General features: G+C 44.8%; 16 protein-coding genes and 1 pseudogene. 12 read left to right on the top strand and 5 right to left on the bottom strand.

Features of this window, described 5'->3' with window-relative positions; all coding sequences use genetic code 11:
* Position 1: 1 nt before the first annotated feature.
* From MUK70_RS12425 to MUK70_RS12460, 8 genes and pseudogenes are all read left to right on the top strand, one after another.
* Complete coding sequence (locus MUK70_RS12425; protein WP_234652483.1) at positions 2-1,291, top strand: thiamine phosphate synthase; 1,290 nt, start codon at positions 2-4, stop codon at positions 1,289-1,291.
* Positions 1,285-2,055 carry a thiazole synthase gene (locus MUK70_RS12430; protein WP_234652485.1) on the top strand — a complete coding sequence of 257 codons (771 nt, stop codon included), beginning with the start codon at positions 1,285-1,287 and terminating at the stop codon, positions 2,053-2,055. Before MUK70_RS12425 ends, MUK70_RS12430 begins: the two co-directional genes overlap by 7 nt.
* Entirely contained in the window at positions 2,045-3,157 is a 1,113-nt protein-coding gene (thiH, locus tag MUK70_RS12435) for a 2-iminoacetate synthase ThiH (protein WP_234652503.1), read from the top strand. The genes MUK70_RS12430 and thiH overlap by 11 nt, the downstream gene beginning before the upstream one ends.
* Positions 3,158-3,172: 15 nt before the next feature.
* Positions 3,173-4,222, top strand: a complete 1,050-nt coding sequence (gene moeB / locus MUK70_RS12440) for a HesA/MoeB/ThiF family protein (protein ID WP_234652505.1) — start codon at positions 3,173-3,175, stop codon at positions 4,220-4,222.
* A gap of 136 nt (positions 4,223-4,358) precedes the next feature.
* Positions 4,359-4,616, top strand: a pseudogene (locus tag MUK70_RS12445) (DUF4143 domain-containing protein); the annotation flags it as partial.
* Between the two features lie 32 nt (positions 4,617-4,648).
* A complete protein-coding gene (locus MUK70_RS12450; protein WP_234652508.1) occupies positions 4,649-6,349 on the top strand; it encodes a GH39 family glycosyl hydrolase in 1,701 nt (566 codons plus the stop codon).
* 105 nt (positions 6,350-6,454) lie between these two features.
* Positions 6,455-7,336, top strand: a complete 882-nt coding sequence (locus tag MUK70_RS12455) for a sulfite exporter TauE/SafE family protein (RefSeq protein WP_234652520.1) — start codon at positions 6,455-6,457, stop codon at positions 7,334-7,336.
* A gap of 118 nt (positions 7,337-7,454) precedes the next feature.
* Positions 7,455-7,925 carry an NADH-quinone oxidoreductase subunit A gene (locus MUK70_RS12460; protein WP_234652532.1) on the top strand — a complete coding sequence of 157 codons (471 nt, stop codon included), beginning with the start codon at positions 7,455-7,457 and terminating at the stop codon, positions 7,923-7,925.
* Positions 7,926-7,990: 65 nt separating this feature from the next.
* On the opposite strand, the gene MUK70_RS12465 is transcribed toward MUK70_RS12460, so the two are convergent.
* The 4 genes from MUK70_RS12465 to MUK70_RS12480 all read right to left on the bottom strand — a co-directional run bounded on the left by MUK70_RS12465 (position 7,991) and on the right by MUK70_RS12480 (position 10,304).
* Positions 7,991-8,506, bottom strand: coding sequence for a hypothetical protein (locus tag MUK70_RS12465; protein WP_234652535.1), 516 nt, complete (start codon positions 8,504-8,506; stop codon positions 7,991-7,993).
* 10 nt (positions 8,507-8,516) lie between these two features.
* The gene (locus MUK70_RS12470) at positions 8,517-9,167 is read right to left on the bottom strand and encodes a C10 family peptidase (RefSeq protein WP_244784821.1); all 651 of its coding nucleotides are present in this window, start codon (positions 9,165-9,167) and stop codon (positions 8,517-8,519) included.
* Between the two features lie 227 nt (positions 9,168-9,394).
* Positions 9,395-9,853: a Spi family protease inhibitor gene (locus MUK70_RS12475; protein WP_244784823.1), complete on the bottom strand. Its 459-nt coding sequence runs from the start codon at positions 9,851-9,853 to the stop codon at positions 9,395-9,397.
* A gap of 100 nt (positions 9,854-9,953) precedes the next feature.
* The gene (locus MUK70_RS12480; protein ID WP_234652537.1) at positions 9,954-10,304 is read right to left on the bottom strand and encodes a hypothetical protein; all 351 of its coding nucleotides are present in this window, start codon (positions 10,302-10,304) and stop codon (positions 9,954-9,956) included.
* Positions 10,305-10,918: 614 nt separating this feature from the next.
* Between MUK70_RS12480 and MUK70_RS12485 the strand changes: the two genes are divergently transcribed.
* Positions 10,919-11,263 carry a helix-turn-helix domain-containing protein gene (locus tag MUK70_RS12485; protein ID WP_234652539.1) on the top strand — a complete coding sequence of 115 codons (345 nt, stop codon included), beginning with the start codon at positions 10,919-10,921 and terminating at the stop codon, positions 11,261-11,263.
* Between the two features lies 1 nt (position 11,264).
* On the opposite strand, the gene MUK70_RS12490 is transcribed toward MUK70_RS12485, so the two are convergent.
* Positions 11,265-12,017 (bottom strand): hypothetical protein, encoded by a 753-nt coding sequence (locus MUK70_RS12490; RefSeq protein ID WP_234607529.1) that lies wholly within the window; start codon positions 12,015-12,017, stop codon positions 11,265-11,267.
* A 133-nt stretch (positions 12,018-12,150) separates the two neighbouring features.
* On the opposite strand from MUK70_RS12490, the gene nuoB reads away from it, so the two are divergent.
* The 3 genes from nuoB to MUK70_RS12505 are packed head-to-tail and all read left to right on the top strand — an operon-like array spanning position 12,151 to position 14,945.
* Positions 12,151-12,675 carry an NADH-quinone oxidoreductase subunit NuoB gene (gene nuoB, locus MUK70_RS12495; protein WP_255715730.1) on the top strand — a complete coding sequence of 175 codons (525 nt, stop codon included), beginning with the start codon at positions 12,151-12,153 and terminating at the stop codon, positions 12,673-12,675.
* A gap of 17 nt (positions 12,676-12,692) precedes the next feature.
* The gene (locus tag MUK70_RS12500) at positions 12,693-13,235 is read left to right on the top strand and encodes an NADH-quinone oxidoreductase subunit C (protein ID WP_234652541.1); all 543 of its coding nucleotides are present in this window, start codon (positions 12,693-12,695) and stop codon (positions 13,233-13,235) included.
* Positions 13,236-13,244: 9 nt separating this feature from the next.
* On the top strand, positions 13,245-14,945 hold the full coding sequence (locus MUK70_RS12505) for a hypothetical protein (RefSeq protein WP_234652543.1): 1,701 nt from the start codon (positions 13,245-13,247) through the stop codon (positions 14,943-14,945).
* The last annotated feature ends 38 nt before the right edge of the window (positions 14,946-14,983 follow it).

Below are 14,983 nucleotides of genomic sequence, written 5' to 3' on the forward strand. Positions count from 1 at the left end.
CATGGAACTGATCGCGATATCGCATCCTGAATTTATCCCCAATGAAGCCGAGCGGATCAATGCGCTTTTCCGGGATGGTTTGCTGCGCCTGCACATCAGAAAACCGGGTTGTAATGTGGCAGATTTGAACCGGCTGATAGGAGATATTAACCCTGATTTTTATTCCAAAATTGCCTTGCATTCGCATCACGAGCTTGCAGCGCAATACGGGATTACCAGGCTTCATTTTCCTGAAAAATTGCGAAAGGAGACGCCGGAATTCATGATGGAAAAGTTTGAAAATGCTGGCTTCAAGCTCAGCACTTCTATTCATGACATTGATGAGCTTGACGGGCTTTCCAAAGCTTTCGATTACACATTCTTCGGACCCGTTTTCGACAGCATTTCAAAAACAGGCTATCAGCGTGCTATTACTGATGATTTTTATCTAGAAGAGGAAAAAAAAGCAGTCAAGGTCATCGCGATCGGAGGAATCAAGCGGTCAAATTTGCACATGATAAAGACAATGAACTTTGACGGCGCAGCCATGTTAGGAGCAATCTGGTATTCAGAATTTCATTTTTCAATTTCTTTAATTGCCGGGGGCTTAAGCCCCCGGCAATTAAAGAAATTGAAAAATGAAAATTTGGATCAGGATCTGGATTCAGCTGCAAATTCGAATACAAAGAAAATTGAAAGGCTTCATTTCATTTCTAATCAAACATTGGAAATGAGCCATTTGGACAGCATTGGCCTGGCACTTCAAGCTGGGTGCAAATGGATCCAGTTGCGGGTGAAGGATCAGCCCGAAAATGATGTACTTGAATTAGCCCATGCTGCCAAAGCGCTTTGCGACAGCTATGCCGCTAAGCTGATTATCAACGACTTCCCTAACATTGCAAAGGCAGTTGATGCATATGGCTTGCATCTCGGTTTAAATGACATGCCCATCCCCGAAGCCCGGAAAATAGTTGGGAAAAACATGACCATTGGTGGCACTGCCAATAAATTCGAAGACATTCTTTTACGCATCAGCGAAGGCGCGGATTACATTGGATTGGGGCCGTTTCGATTTACCAGAACCAAGCAAAATCTGAGTCCGATTCTGGGATTGGAGGGTTATCTTGACTTAATGCAAAAACTATCTGAACAAAAAATAAACATTCCGATCATTGCCATCGGAGGGATTTTGCCGGGCGACGTTCCGACATTGATGACGACCGGCATCCATGGCGTCGCCATGTCCTCTGCATTAATCCAATCCCAAGACAGGAAAGAAACAGTCCAAAAACTCGACAAATTATTATGTTAAAAATCGCAGATAAAACATTTGGATCGCGGCTTTTTACCGGGACGGGCAAGTTCAGTTCCGCCGCATTAATGGAAGAATCGCTGCTGGCTTCCGGCTCGGAACTGGTGACTGTTGCGCTACGCCGCGTTGACATGAATGATGCGCACGATGATATGCTTTTACATTTAAAACACCCGCATATCCATCTTTTGCCCAACACTTCGGGGGTAAGAACGGCCAAGGAGGCGGTTTTTGCAGCGCAGTTGGCAAGGGAAGCTCTGGAAACCAACTGGCTCAAACTCGAAATTCATCCCGATCCAAAATATCTCCTGCCCGATCCCATTGAAACGCTGAAAGCTGCGGAGGAATTGGCAAAATTGGGATTCGTAATCTTGCCTTACATTCACGCGGACCCGGTTTTGTGTAAAAGATTGGAAGAAGTGGGCGTCGCAGCAGTAATGCCCCTTGGCGCTCCGATTGGCAGCAACAAGGGTTTGAAAACGATTGATTTTTTGGAAATAATCATTGAGCAAAGTAATGTTCCCGTAATCGTGGACGCTGGAATAGGCTCGCCTTCGGATGCTGCAAAAGCAATGGAAATCGGTGCTGATGCGGTTTTGGTGAACACGGCCATTGCTGTCGCGGGGGATCCGGTGGCGATGGCGGAAGCATTTAAAATGGCTGTCATTGCCGGGCGCATGGCTTTTGAGGCAAGATTGGCAAATCAGGAAAATCATGCTGTGCCCAGCAGTCCGTTAACCGCATTTTTAGATTATGAGCTTTAAAGAAAAGTTTGAGGCATACGATTGGGAAGAAGTGAAGGCCAGCATTTATTCCAAAACGCCCCATGATGTGCAAAAGGCGCTGCTAGCCCAAAAACGAACATTAGAAGATTTCAAAGCGCTTATCTCCCCGGCGGCCTCAAGTTTCCTGGAACCCATGGCGCAGCTCAGCCGCAAACTGACCCAAAAGCGGTTTGGCAAAACCATGCAAATGTACATTCCGTTGTATTTATCCAATGAATGCACCAACATTTGCACTTATTGCGGGTTTAGTCTGGATAATAAAGTGCGAAGAAAAACGCTTTCACGCGAGGAAATTTTGCGTGAGGTGAAGGTGATTAAATCGCTTGGTTACGATCACGTTTTGCTGGTTACGGGCGAGGCAAACCAGACGGTGCATACAGCTTATTTCAAGGAAGTGATCCAATTGATACGACCCTATTTTTCGCAGATTTCAATGGAAGTTCAGCCCTTGGAAACCGCAGAATATGAGGAATTGATCGGGCTGGGGCTCTATTCTGTTTTAATTTACCAGGAAACATATCACAAGGAAGATTACAAAAAGCACCATCCGAAAGGGAAAAAATCAAACTTCAATTATCGCCTGGAAACGCCGGACAGGCTCGGACAAGCCGGAATCCATAAAATGGGACTGGGTGTTTTAATAGGGCTTGAAGATTGGCGCACGGATAGCTTTTTTACAGCAGCACACCTGCAATATCTCGAACGAACCTATTGGCAAACGCGTTATAGTTTATCGTTTCCAAGATTGCGGCCATTTTCCGGCGGACTGGAACCGAAGGTTGAAATGACCGACAGGGAGCTTGTACAGCTGATTTGCGCTTACCGGATCATGAACGAGGAGGTGGAAATTTCACTTTCGACGCGTGAATCCGAGCAATTTCGGGATCATTGCATTCAATTGGGCGTTACGTCCATCAGTGCGGGTTCCAAAACGAATCCGGGCGGCTATGCGGTTGAACCGGGGTCGCTGGAACAGTTCGAAATTTCGGACGAGCGCAGTCCGGTTCAGATTGCCGAAATGATCCGGGAAAGGGGTTACGAGCCGGTTTGGAAGGATTGGGACCAGATTTTTGTGCAATAAAGAAATGGGATAAATATGTTTGAGCAACAGGAACGCAAACGTTATAGCAGACAAATTTTGCTGCCGGAAATGGGACATATTGGCCAGGAAAGGCTGAAAGCCGCAAAAGTGCTGGTCGTTGGTGCGGGCGGCTTGGGATGTCCGGTGCTGCAATATCTTGTGGCCGGGGGCGTCGGGAATATTGGGATTGTGGACGATGACGTTGTGGACATGACCAACTTGCACCGGCAAATTCTTTACACCACAGCCGACATTGGAAAAAGCAAAGTCCTGGCTGCCATTGAAAGGTTAAATGCTCAAAATCCATTTGTCAAACTAACTCCCCACCCAGTTCGCTTACAAGAAGATAATGTTGCCGAAATCGTCGCTGAATACGACCTCGTGATCGACGGCTCAGACAATTTCCCGACGCGCTATCTGGTCAATGACGCCTGCGTTGAATTGGATAAACCATCGGTTTTTGGCTCCATACTGCGTTTCGAAGGACAGGTTTCAGTCTTCAATTACAAAGGCGGCCCAACTTACCGCTGCCTTTTCCCCGATGCCGAAGAGGGCGATAATTGCGCCGAGGCTGGCGTGATCGGCATTTTACCCGGAATGATTGGCACTTACATGGCCAACGAGGCGATTAAAATTATCTGCGAAATCGGCGAGCCATTGTCAGGAAAGCTACTGGTTATGAATGCATTAACAAATGCAACCAGCATTTTCAAATTTTCCAGATCTGAACAAACTGCACCCGCTCAAAAACAAGAAAAGAAGCCAAACCAAAACGAGCCGCAAATTGAATTAAAAGAAATGAAATACGAAGAGTTCGAGCGGATTGAAGCCTCCTACCCCGGCCAAATCCACCTCGTCGATGTCAGGGAATACAACGAATATGAAGCCGACAATTTCGGAGGCATCAACATTCCCCTATCCGAAATCCCCGACATCCTTCCAACATTACCCCCTAACAAAACCATCGTCTTCTATTGCCAAACCGGAAAAAGAAGCGCCCAAGCCGCAAAACTGCTTGCTCAGAGTGGGTTTGATGGGGCAAGTTTCTGGGCTGGGAATTGGTGATCATCCTTAGTAAAGTAGCTAAAATGACTCAATTTTCGTTAATTCATTGAGTTCATTCAACCAATTTAGCTAAATTCGTTGAATTGATTCAATGAATTAACAAGCTTCACTACGCCAGTACGTTGGTGCACTTTGGGAAAATTACCTTGCCTCTGAACGCGTGAAGTATAACACTTATACGCGTGCATTTCCGTACACTTATTTTTGGCGAACGTACGATCAGCAGGAACTGGATTGGCTGGAATTACAAAATGATCAGCTTAGTGCCTATGAATTCAAGTGGAATGACAGTAAAGTGAAGTTTCCTAAGGCTTTCGTTGAAGCGTACCCCGAAGCCAAAACGAACTGGGTTAACCGGGACAACTATACTGATTTTTTAACCGGCATCATTTAACTTTCATTTCTGTCCATTTACCAGAAGCATTCATGACAATCAAAAATACATTGCGCTACATTCTCCTGACCTTTGTCATATTCATATCACAACCCGTCAATGCACAGAATGAAGCGCAAAAGCCGGTCACCATTGAAGTCAATCTGAATGTCGGGAAAGGCCCGGCGAAGCCGATCTGGGCCTGGTTTGGTTACGACGAGCCAAACTATACTTATATGAAGGATGGCCAGAAATTGCTGACGGAGATTTCGCAGTTGAGTAAAGTTCCGGTTTATGTGCGGGCGCACAGCATGTTCGTTACGGGCGATGGCGTTGCGGCATTGAAGTGGGGCTCGACCAATGTTTATACGGAAGACAAAAAAGGCAATCCGGTTTACGACTGGAAAATTGTTGACAAGATTTTTGACACATACATTGAAAGAGGCATGAAGCCAATTGCCCAAATTGGTTTTATGCCCGAAGCATTGTCTTCTAAGCCGCAACCATACAGGCACTTTTGGAAGCCCGGCGATAATTACAACGACATTTACACAGGCTGGGCCTATCCGCCGAATAATTATGAAAAATTTGCCGAACTCGTGTTCCAATGGGTGAAACATTCCATTGAGCGATACGGGAAAGCAGAAGTGGAAACGTGGTATTGGGAGCTTTGGAATGAACCCAACATTAGTTACTGGAAAGGCACAACCGAGGAATACATTAAACTCTACGATTACTCTGCCGATGCTGTCAAACGGGCATTGCCAACTGCAAAAATCGGAGGGCCGGAAGTTACAGGACCAAATTGGGATGTTTCTGCGAAATTTTTCAGGACTTTTCTGGATCACGTTGTAAGCGGCAAAAACTATGTGACGGGCAAAACCGGCTCGCCGCTGGACTTCATTACTTTCCATGCAAAAGGCAATCCCAAAGTTGTGGATGGCATTGTACGCATGGATATGGGCACGCAGCTGCGTGACATTGACAAAGGTTTTGAAATCGTCGCTTCTTATCCCAGCCTAAAAAATCTGCCCATTATCATCGGAGAATCCGATCCGGAAGGCTGCGCAGCTTGCTCCGAAGACCTTCATCCTCAGAATGCTTATCGAAATGGGACTATGTATTCCAGTTACACGGCGGCGTCGTTTGCCCGGAAGCATGAACTGGCCGACGCGCGTGGCGTAAATTTACTGGGTGCGGTGACCTGGGCTTTTGAATTTGAGGATCAGCCCTGGTTCAGGGGCTTTCGTGATTTAGCAACGAACGGCGTCGATAAGCCCGTTTTAAATGTGTTCAGAATGTTCGGCATGATGGATGGAAACCGCGTTGAAGTGAAGCAAAATCTGGCTTATAATTTTGAAAAGCTGAAAAAAGAAAGCGTGCGCGGTGAGCGCGATATCAACGCATTTGCTACAAAAAATGACCGGGAAGCGGCTATAATGGTTTGGAATTATCATGACGACAACAAAATTGTTGCAGCATCACCTGTTACGATTCAGCTCGATGGTGTGAAGGCAAAACGGGTTCAGGTGCAACATTACCGGATTGATCAGGAACATAGCAATGCTTATGAAGTATGGAAGAAGATGGGTTCACCGCAAAAGCCAACAGCTGAACAGATCGCTACTTTGGAAAGCGCCGGTCAGCTGCAAACACTGACTTCGCCACAGTGGGTGAATGTTGAGCATGAGAAAATCAAGCTAAATTTCGACCTGCCTGCACAAGGTGTTTCGCTTCTTAAAATCATTTGGTAAACTAAAACTCTGCCGAAATTTTAATAATCTATTAATTATGTAGATTAAATAGTTTTACTACTTTTGTAACTTCCTGTTTCATGGAGAGTTTAAAACCCAACAGTAATGCTTACAAAAGTGCTTTCGCTTAAACTTCCTTCCATTTCTGCCTGGTATATCATTCCTGCGGCAATTGTGCTCCTTTTATCTGCGGTATTCATTTTTAATGGCTCTTTATCGGTTAGTCAGAAGGATGTAAATGCATTTATCGGAAGCGATTTTGCATTGTATCTGCTGGTAGGATTAGCTGCGCAGGTCGTTGACGGAGCATTAGGTATGGCTTATGGGGTGACTTCAACATCTTTTCTGCTTAGCCTGGGGGTGCCACCTGCGATTAGCAGCACAAGCGTTCACGTTGCAGAAATGTTCACAACCGGCGCTTCGGCGATTTCGCATTTTCGCTACAAGAACATCAACAAGAAACTATTCAAAAGCCTTCTGATCCCTGGCGTGTTAGGCGCAATCACTGGTGCATATCTGCTTTCCGACGTTATTGATGGTAATTTTATTAAGCCATACATTGCGGCTTATATGCTTGTTCTCGGTTTGATTATTATCAAAAAAGCGCTGCAAAAGAATTTGGTCAAAAATAAAACCAAGAAAATCGGCATTCTTGCAGCGGCGGGCGGCTTTTTGGATTCCATTGGCGGCGGAGGCTGGGGACCGATCGTAACCTCAACATTGCTTGGCCAGGGCCGCGATCCCCGTTACACCATTGGTTCGGTTAATGCCGCTGAATTCGTGATTGCCTTTGCAAGCGGTATTACTTTCCTCATTTTTACGGGAGTAAGCAGCTGGCAAGTTGTTTCAGGTCTCATTATCGGAGGTGTTATCGCTGCGCCTTTTGGTGCCATGCTGGTAGGGAAGATAAAGCGGAAGCCATTGATGCTCATCATTGGTGCATTGGTCATTGGGTTAAGTGTGCGGACCATTTGGCTGAGTTTTTAAACCAGCTACTATTGGGTGTTTATCAATCTTTAATTTCACCCTATCTCAAAGGTTTTCCATTCAAAGAACGTCGTCAAGACGCTAAAATCAGTAGCTTTGCGCAAACGAGTCCCGGATTATGATCTCTGATTTTGGTTACATTTTACTCTTTATCATTGCTGCGATTGTCTTGCTGGGCGTGATGCTGACCATTGCCAAATTCTTGCGCCCCCATCATCCGAACGAAGAAAAACTAACTACATACGAATCCGGCGAAGATCCGCTAGGCAATGCGAATATTCAATTCAACGTCCGTTTTTACGTGATCGCATTGATATTTGTTTTATTCGAAGTCGAGCTTCTTTTTCTCTTTCCCTGGGCCATCGTTTTTGGAAATGAAGATCTCATTAATCAAACCAACGGCCAATGGGGCTGGTTTGCCCTTGCCGAAATGACCGTTTTCATCGGTATCCTCATCCTCGGCCTAGCATACGCCTGGGGCAAAGGCTACCTCGATTGGGTAAGACCAAAACCACAGGTTCCTGTAATTGATTCTCCTGTGCCAACGGATCTGTATAATCGTGTAAATGAGAAGTATGGGAAGAAGTGATTTGCAGGAAAGTTCTCATTTTCGGTCTATCCGCTTGCTTATAAACTTTGAATGTGCGTAAATCACTATTTGAATTTTTCCGTGGGTTCGTAGATGTATCTCACTGAATCCGACGCGGCATTATAAGCTGCACTTTTTATGACATTGCTCACTTCGATGCGCGTTGTTTTCCTGTTATCAGGCTTAACATCGAGGATTGTCAGAAAGCCTGACTCCTGATCAATCCTATACCAAAACTTACTTTGCTCTGACTTTTTGTTGTATTCATGATCATATTGAATTGCCTGAACTGAGGAGACGTTGCCTATTGTATTATCGTAAAACGAGAATATAATATAAGGCATGCCTTTACTGTATATCGGCACTTCCAGGCTATCCTTTTGCATTACCTCCTGCCTCGTTTGCAAAAGGAACATATTAGGAACATTTGATAAAGCCACAGAATTGCTCTTGACCTTGTAGTTCGTCAGTTTCCAGTAACCCTCGCTCCCGTCTTGCACGACATTGCCCTTGGGACCTAGGTTTTGTTGATAGCAGCCTATCATTAGATTGATGTAAAACATTAACAAAAAAGTCTTCATCTTGTTTTATTTAAGGTTGAATTATGTAAGCTCTCATGTTTGAACTATTATACAGGATGCCGGAGCCTGTGATACCGGTGTAAGAAAACCACCCATTATTTTCATTTTGATTTTGCCATCCCCAGTTCATTTGATAGTAAATCGAATGATTTTCGTAACAAAAACCATTTTGATCATTAAAAATTGCGAAATGATCCTGAATTCCATCCATAACCCAAATATGCTGATTTGGTGCACAAGCAGCGCAATTCGAGCCAAATACTATGACTGGTCTGCTGGCGCGCAATTCTGAATTTATGATGCCTGAATTTGTAAAAAACTCTTTATCGAACGAAGTATATCCACGATTTGAAAAGAAATTGTCAATGTGGCCTGGAATGTTCCAAGTTTGACAACCAGCCCCTGACATGGGAATTCCTAGGGCTGGCACAATCGTATTATATACCGCATCCAAATCTTTACCTGTGTCTCGCAAAAGCTGAACTAAATTTATGTGATTGGCATTAACGGGTACACATACATCCGGCGCAATCCTTGGCATCGCGTTTAGAGTCGCAGCAGAGTATGCACGACCATTTATCGTAACAGGCTTATGATGATATTTCAACACCTGCGCAACGGCAACGGGCCCGCATCCCTGTTGGAGCTTTTCCGCACTCATACTTTCCTTTGCAATTCAACGCCGATATTCCATCAGGACAAAATGAATTATATCCCTCGTCTTGTCGCCAAAGCGACAGATTATCAGTCAAATGTTGGATCGTCAAGTTCGGTGGAATGGGATGCGTTACGAACCACTCGCAGCTTTCTTCCGGCGTGTACACGGGTTTTTCGCTGGTTCTGCCTCCATCTGGCGTTTGTTCCAGCTGCTTCCAATAGTTGACAATATCAATATGTGCTTCTGATTGTCTGGGCTCCTCTGAAATTCTCCTTGATAATATCAAACCACATTTGAATGCCGGGATTTTCTGTTTTCTCATCGAAGATGCCGTTATCTGAAAATGCAAGGATAGGCTTCATTCTTCGGTCAGCAGATAATAAGGTAAAACCTTTATCATCCTCATAATTAACAATATAAAAGACAATTGCTCCATCCTCATTATAAAAGCTTCTGACATCTTTGATAACCTTCTCCCCTCTTTCCAATGTTCGCGCATTCCTGTCGAGCGCTGCAAGGGCATCATCCGAAGTGAGTTTTACGGCTTCGCTCTGACTAAGAAAAAATCGATTTTTCGCAACCGTTAGATCTTTGTGTAGCGGATCCGTTACTTCATTTTTGGAGCAACTATTCAGTAATAGTAGGGCGAGTAACCCTAAACATAAGCAGGAAAAATGTATTGTTTTCATAAACATTAGCATGTGTTCGATCGCACTTTCAAGCCGTGCTGTTTTGAAGACATCGGGTTGGGTTGAAAGTCTTTACCTATAATTTTTTGTGGTGAAGTTTTTACAAGACTTGCTTGTAAAAGAACTTCAATGTATCGGCTGCTCCTCCCAACTCTGGCAAATAAGCCGATGCTTCGAGGACAGTTGGCTCTCCGAGCGCCCTGCGAATTTTGTAGAAGCGTTTGAGCCCACTGCCCCTATACGTAACCATAACGGTCATATCCTTTGTTTTCGCAGTTGTCCCGGGTACTCGTGTCCAAATATGTTTAGCAAATAGGGTATCGTTGCGGTAAACCCGTTCAACCTCGTCATCAACCTCGTGGCCACTTACCAGGATTTCCTTGTAGCCTATCTGGGTGCCGCTAAATGAGCCTGTTGGTGTTACAACTTTTTCCAGATTCCAAGTTCCCATGAGGAACATCGTAATTGGCCCTCCTGCAACCCAGCCATCATCAGATTCGCACGCCCCAGCTGACAGGAGAATTGATAAACAAATCATGCAGAAGTCTCTTAATGGTTTCATAATGTTAGCTTTAAGGTCTAATACCAGTTATCACGTGCAAATTTCCATTATAGTTTTCACCTTTCGGATTGTTGCAGTTTCCACCGAAAAGGATGCTACTTCTCTGGCTTCATTCAAAGAGATTATTAACGCATCATGTCCGTTTTCGGGTTTAGGATCAGGATCTTTTAGAGGCTCATCCCTTCTACATTGAACAAAAAACCACGCTGCAATACAACAGAGAACTAGCAATTTACCTGGTAACAATAACATCTTCATAAGCATTAGCATGTGTTTAGTCCCACCCTTCCTACCGCATTAATTCGAGCGGCTGCGAGATGTAATGCAAAGATGCGTTGTCATGAAACTTCAATCCAACAGGCTGTGCTTATAAGTTAATCGCTGTTACTTATAAAATATAACCGTGGCTTATAATTGAATTTTTTGGCTTGATTGAAATGGAAAAATTATTGACTTTGCGACTCAGATACCTTCCGGCTTATCCATACATTCAACACACTATCATGAATATCATTGCCAGTAACCTGCTCGCAAAACGCGAAGAAAAACGGCTTACCCAAGTTTATATGGCGTTTCTGAGCGGGATGTCACAGCCCAATTACTCCGACATCGAGAGAGGCAAAACCAGGCCGTCGATTAACCAGCTCAAAAGGTTTGCGGAAATATTGGAAGTGACCGTAGACGAGCTGATTTCTGAGGTTAAAAAACAAAAAATCCCTCAGATCCGCGAGTCATCGGCGAATACTGAGGGAAAGCAATCGGCTCTTATCAAGGCGATTGAAGAAAGAGATCATTACATTAAAATGCTGGAAAACCAGCTGGCCGATCTTAGGAAGAAGGAAGATTAGATTACTTATGCATTCCCATTCCACTCCACTTTTTGGCATCTTTCTTCGGAAAAAATACCAGGCCCAGCTGAAAATAAATTTGGTTTAGTTTGAGCGACGACAAATCGCTGATCGTGACATCCTCCCCTTTCCACTTCCTGCGTCCCAGCACAGGCAAATGATAGGAAGCCTTTCCACTCAGATAGACCTGATCGTGCCATTTGGGCAACACATTCATCTTATAGTCCGCCCCTATACCCGCATGAAAGTTAATGTTGCCGGTGCGAAGCCTGACAGGCTGGTAGGATTGCGGATTTTGAGCCACCTGACTGATGGTTGCGGTTTGATTGCTTTTGATCTTTAATTGATACAGCATCAGGTCGAAACCAATGGGAATCAACACATTCCAGCGGCGGTTATTGACGATTTTCGGCCCGCCGTCCGTTCCTATCCCGATGCCGTTGAGATATGCTTTTCTTAAATCTTTATCCTTTGTATAATTGGTGCTGTTCATAATAATGATCCGGCCTTCGGAAAACCAACGTTGCGATTCCGTCCGTTTGGCGAGGACGATGGACCCCATAAAGGAGGTGAATGGCTTAATTTGCAGTCTGTCAAGCTGTTCCCGCATGGCTTTGTTATTGGGGAGCAGTCCGAATTCGGCGTAGATGGCCATACCGCTCTTGAACATACGCACGGTGCTGTCAGTTTGCGCGTGTGCAAAACTGAGGAACGACATGGCTAAAATGGTGCTAAAAAGTAATTTGTTTTTCATACAGTTTTGTTTTTGAATAGCTTCCTCACGAAAGCTGGAAACAGATTTTTACTAAATATGGTTACTTTTGTATACATTGATATGGCTTAGCAAGCAATATCTGTACCACGGGAATTCAGGAAGGAAAATTAGCATGAGTGAGAAAATAAAAACGGGGGACGGCGGCATTATTCTGACGAATGCGGAGGATCTGATGAACTGGGCGAGATTGTCTTCTCTCTGGCCAATGGGCTTTGGATTAGCCTGCTGCGCCATTGAAATGATGGCTGCGTATGCTTCTAATTACGATTTGGAGCGTTTTGGCATCCTCCCCCGGCCTTCTCCGCGCCAGTCGGATGTAATGATTGTGGCAGGAACTGTGACATTCAAAATGGCCGACCGGATTAGGAGATTGTATGAGCAAATGCCTGAACCGCGCTATGTGATCTCGATGGGCAGCTGCTCAAATTGTGGCGGACCTTATTGGGAACATGGCTATCATGTGGTTAAGGGTGTCGACAGGATTATACCGGTAGATGTATACGTTCCTGGTTGCCCGCCGCGTCCGGAGGCATTAATCGGTGGTTTTATGAAGTTGCAGGAGAAGATCAAAGGCGAGCACCCGCTTGCACCAGCGCTTTTTCTTGAAATGGAAGCCACCGAAAACGTAATTGCCTAACATTAATATTCAAAACAATGACCTTTCAGGAAATTTCGGAGCTGGTTAGTAGGCACTTCCCGGATAAAATGATGGAAACGGATATCAAAGGGCCACAGCCTGTTTTGATTGTTCCGGCTGATGGCATCGCCGAGATCTGCGAATTTTTATACCGGGATAACCGCTTGTTTTTCGACTATCTGGCTTGTCTTACCGCTCTTGATAATGGTGCGACCTTGGGAACAATGGAAATTATTTACAATCTCACATCCATTCCATTTGGTCATGATTTAATGCTGAAAATTATATTCCCGCGAAACGCAGAAGGTGCCCCATTGCCTGTTGTCGCATCTGTCGCAAATATTTGGCGGACAGCGGATTGGCATGAAAGAGAGGCTTATGATCTGATGGGCATACATTTTAAGGGTCATCCGGATTTGCGCAGGATTTTGCTGCCGGAGGATTGGGAAGGCCATCCGTTGAGAAAAGATTTCAGCGTCCAGGATCGTTATCACGGCATTTATGTGCGTTATGAAGACGGTGTTTCTGAGCAACTGCCTGCTAATGAGGACAGGGCTTAAAGTTTAATTATGATAAATTTCGAATGTATGGGCACGCGCTTCATCTGTCTGGCGATCATCTTTTCAGGCTTTTTTACATATTCTTTTGCTTCAACTGATTCCCTGATCGTTAAGGGACGCATATTAAACCTGAATGGCAGGCTTTACAGGCAAGCACCTGCCATTACATTCTCCCGGAACAACCTGTTACAGCCGCAGTCTGAGCTTAGCAAACAGACACCTTTGGAGGCTGATGGCAGTTTCCTGGTTTCACTTCCTATCCTTTTCCCACAAGAAGAATTTTATCTTGATTATGGCGGAAAGGCTTTTACAACATTCCTGGGCTCTCCTGGAACGGTTGAAATAATATTCGATGGGGATTCGCTAGCCAAAGCTTCGAAACTTTTCTATTTTTCAGGAGTGAATGCTGATGCAAACAATCAGTATGCCCAATATTTGGCGGTTGAAAATAAGCTGCTGACGGCCAACAGTTATCTTGGGGCTAATTTTTTCAAAAATTTTTGGGAAAACAGTGCCTCCGCTGCCCGTGAAATGGCACAGCAACGCGCAACACTGCGACTCTCGGCCGTCAAAGAAGCTGCAAATAATAACGTCCCTTCACCTGCACTAATGCAATGGGCAAAGTCCATTACAGATGAAGAGCAAATGCAGATTTTGTATGAACATGCATTAAGCAACCAAACGGACGTAAGCAAAGCGCTGCTGGACAGTCTCAAACGACTGTCTGAGCCGCCTCTCACAGGTCAGCGCGTTATCTGGGCAAACCGGTTTGGCAATTATGCCGATCTGAAAGTGGAGGAACGCAAGTATACCAACCCAAGCAAAACCAATTCGCTGCCCGTCCGGCTGATGGCGACATTGATCAAAAACAATGCTGGAAACCTGACCGATGAGGAGAAACAGCGTCTGGATAACATTACAGCAAATGGTCTGGCTGAAAAAGCAGAGCTGGATTTCCTGAATAAGCTTTTTGCAAAAAACGAAATGGTGCTCAATATCCTGTTCAATTACGAACGGGAAAGCCGCATCTATACGGATCTTTTCGACAGCACGGCAACTGAATTTCTCAAAGTGCGTTACCTGACTAAAAATCTATATAAGTATACTTACAAACAGCAACTCCTTCTCAATAAGCACATTCAGTCCAGAAGCGGATATCCCGCTTTTCGCGAGTCGCTGGATGAGATTGTACGGCTTGAAGTAAAAGACAGCGCTGACATTCGCAAGATTGTTGAGTTTAAAGATCTAAAAACAGATCCTACCGAGGCACTGCCCGGCTATTTTCTGGCAGCATCCAATGACCGGGGCACAAGCTGGTTCAATCGTGTTTTGGACAAATACAAAGGCAAAACGGTTTATCTTATAAAATGGAATCTGGATGATGCCAGAAGCCGCGAAGAGCTTGAATATATTCCGGCGCTTCAGGCCAGTGTCCCTGAGGATGTTGTGTTTCTGTTTGTTCATTTATCGGGTGATGAAGCTGTCCCTTCCGAAACATTATTGAAGCAATACATTGTGCGTCACAAGCTTAAAGGAACACATTTGTTCATGGACGCGAATCAAATGATGGACCTGCTCTTTCGCCTGAACCCGCTGGATGCAGCGACTTTTTCAATCATCAGGCCCAACGGCAAATTTGCAACTAAAAATGCATCGGCGCCCAGCACAACCGAAAAGACAATAAAAGCTATTCTGGACGCTGGTAATTAATACTCATTCTGCATTTAAACTTTAAAAATTAGGCTTAC

The organism is Dyadobacter chenwenxiniae (assembly GCF_022869785.1).
Classification (GTDB): Bacteria; Bacteroidota; Bacteroidia; order Cytophagales; family Spirosomataceae; genus Dyadobacter; species Dyadobacter chenwenxiniae.

Excerpts from the sequence above, each read along its gene's own strand:
- MUK70_RS12425 (WP_234652483.1), top strand. The coding sequence starts at position 2 with ATGGAACTGATCGCGATATCGCATCCTGAATTTATCCCCAATGAAGCC.
- MUK70_RS12430 (WP_234652485.1), top strand. The coding sequence starts at position 1,285 with ATGTTAAAAATCGCAGATAAAACATTTGGATCGCGGCTTTTTACCGGG.
- thiH (WP_234652503.1), top strand. The coding sequence starts at position 2,045 with ATGAGCTTTAAAGAAAAGTTTGAGGCATACGATTGGGAAGAAGTGAAG.
- moeB (WP_234652505.1), top strand. The coding sequence starts at position 3,173 with ATGTTTGAGCAACAGGAACGCAAACGTTATAGCAGACAAATTTTGCTG.
- MUK70_RS12450 (WP_234652508.1), top strand. The coding sequence starts at position 4,649 with ATGACAATCAAAAATACATTGCGCTACATTCTCCTGACCTTTGTCATA.
- MUK70_RS12455 (WP_234652520.1), top strand. The coding sequence starts at position 6,455 with ATGCTTACAAAAGTGCTTTCGCTTAAACTTCCTTCCATTTCTGCCTGG.
- MUK70_RS12460 (WP_234652532.1), top strand. The coding sequence starts at position 7,455 with ATGATCTCTGATTTTGGTTACATTTTACTCTTTATCATTGCTGCGATT.
- MUK70_RS12465 (WP_234652535.1), bottom strand. The coding sequence starts at position 8,506 with ATGAAGACTTTTTTGTTAATGTTTTACATCAATCTAATGATAGGCTGC.
- MUK70_RS12470 (WP_244784821.1), bottom strand. The coding sequence starts at position 9,167 with ATGAGTGCGGAAAAGCTCCAACAGGGATGCGGGCCCGTTGCCGTTGCG.
- MUK70_RS12475 (WP_244784823.1), bottom strand. The coding sequence starts at position 9,853 with ATGAAAACAATACATTTTTCCTGCTTATGTTTAGGGTTACTCGCCCTA.
- MUK70_RS12480 (WP_234652537.1), bottom strand. The coding sequence starts at position 10,304 with ATGGGAACTTGGAATCTGGAAAAAGTTGTAACACCAACAGGCTCATTT.
- MUK70_RS12485 (WP_234652539.1), top strand. The coding sequence starts at position 10,919 with ATGAATATCATTGCCAGTAACCTGCTCGCAAAACGCGAAGAAAAACGG.
- MUK70_RS12490 (WP_234607529.1), bottom strand. The coding sequence starts at position 12,017 with ATGAAAAACAAATTACTTTTTAGCACCATTTTAGCCATGTCGTTCCTC.
- nuoB (WP_255715730.1), top strand. The coding sequence starts at position 12,151 with ATGAGTGAGAAAATAAAAACGGGGGACGGCGGCATTATTCTGACGAAT.
- MUK70_RS12500 (WP_234652541.1), top strand. The coding sequence starts at position 12,693 with ATGACCTTTCAGGAAATTTCGGAGCTGGTTAGTAGGCACTTCCCGGAT.
- MUK70_RS12505 (WP_234652543.1), top strand. The coding sequence starts at position 13,245 with ATGATAAATTTCGAATGTATGGGCACGCGCTTCATCTGTCTGGCGATC.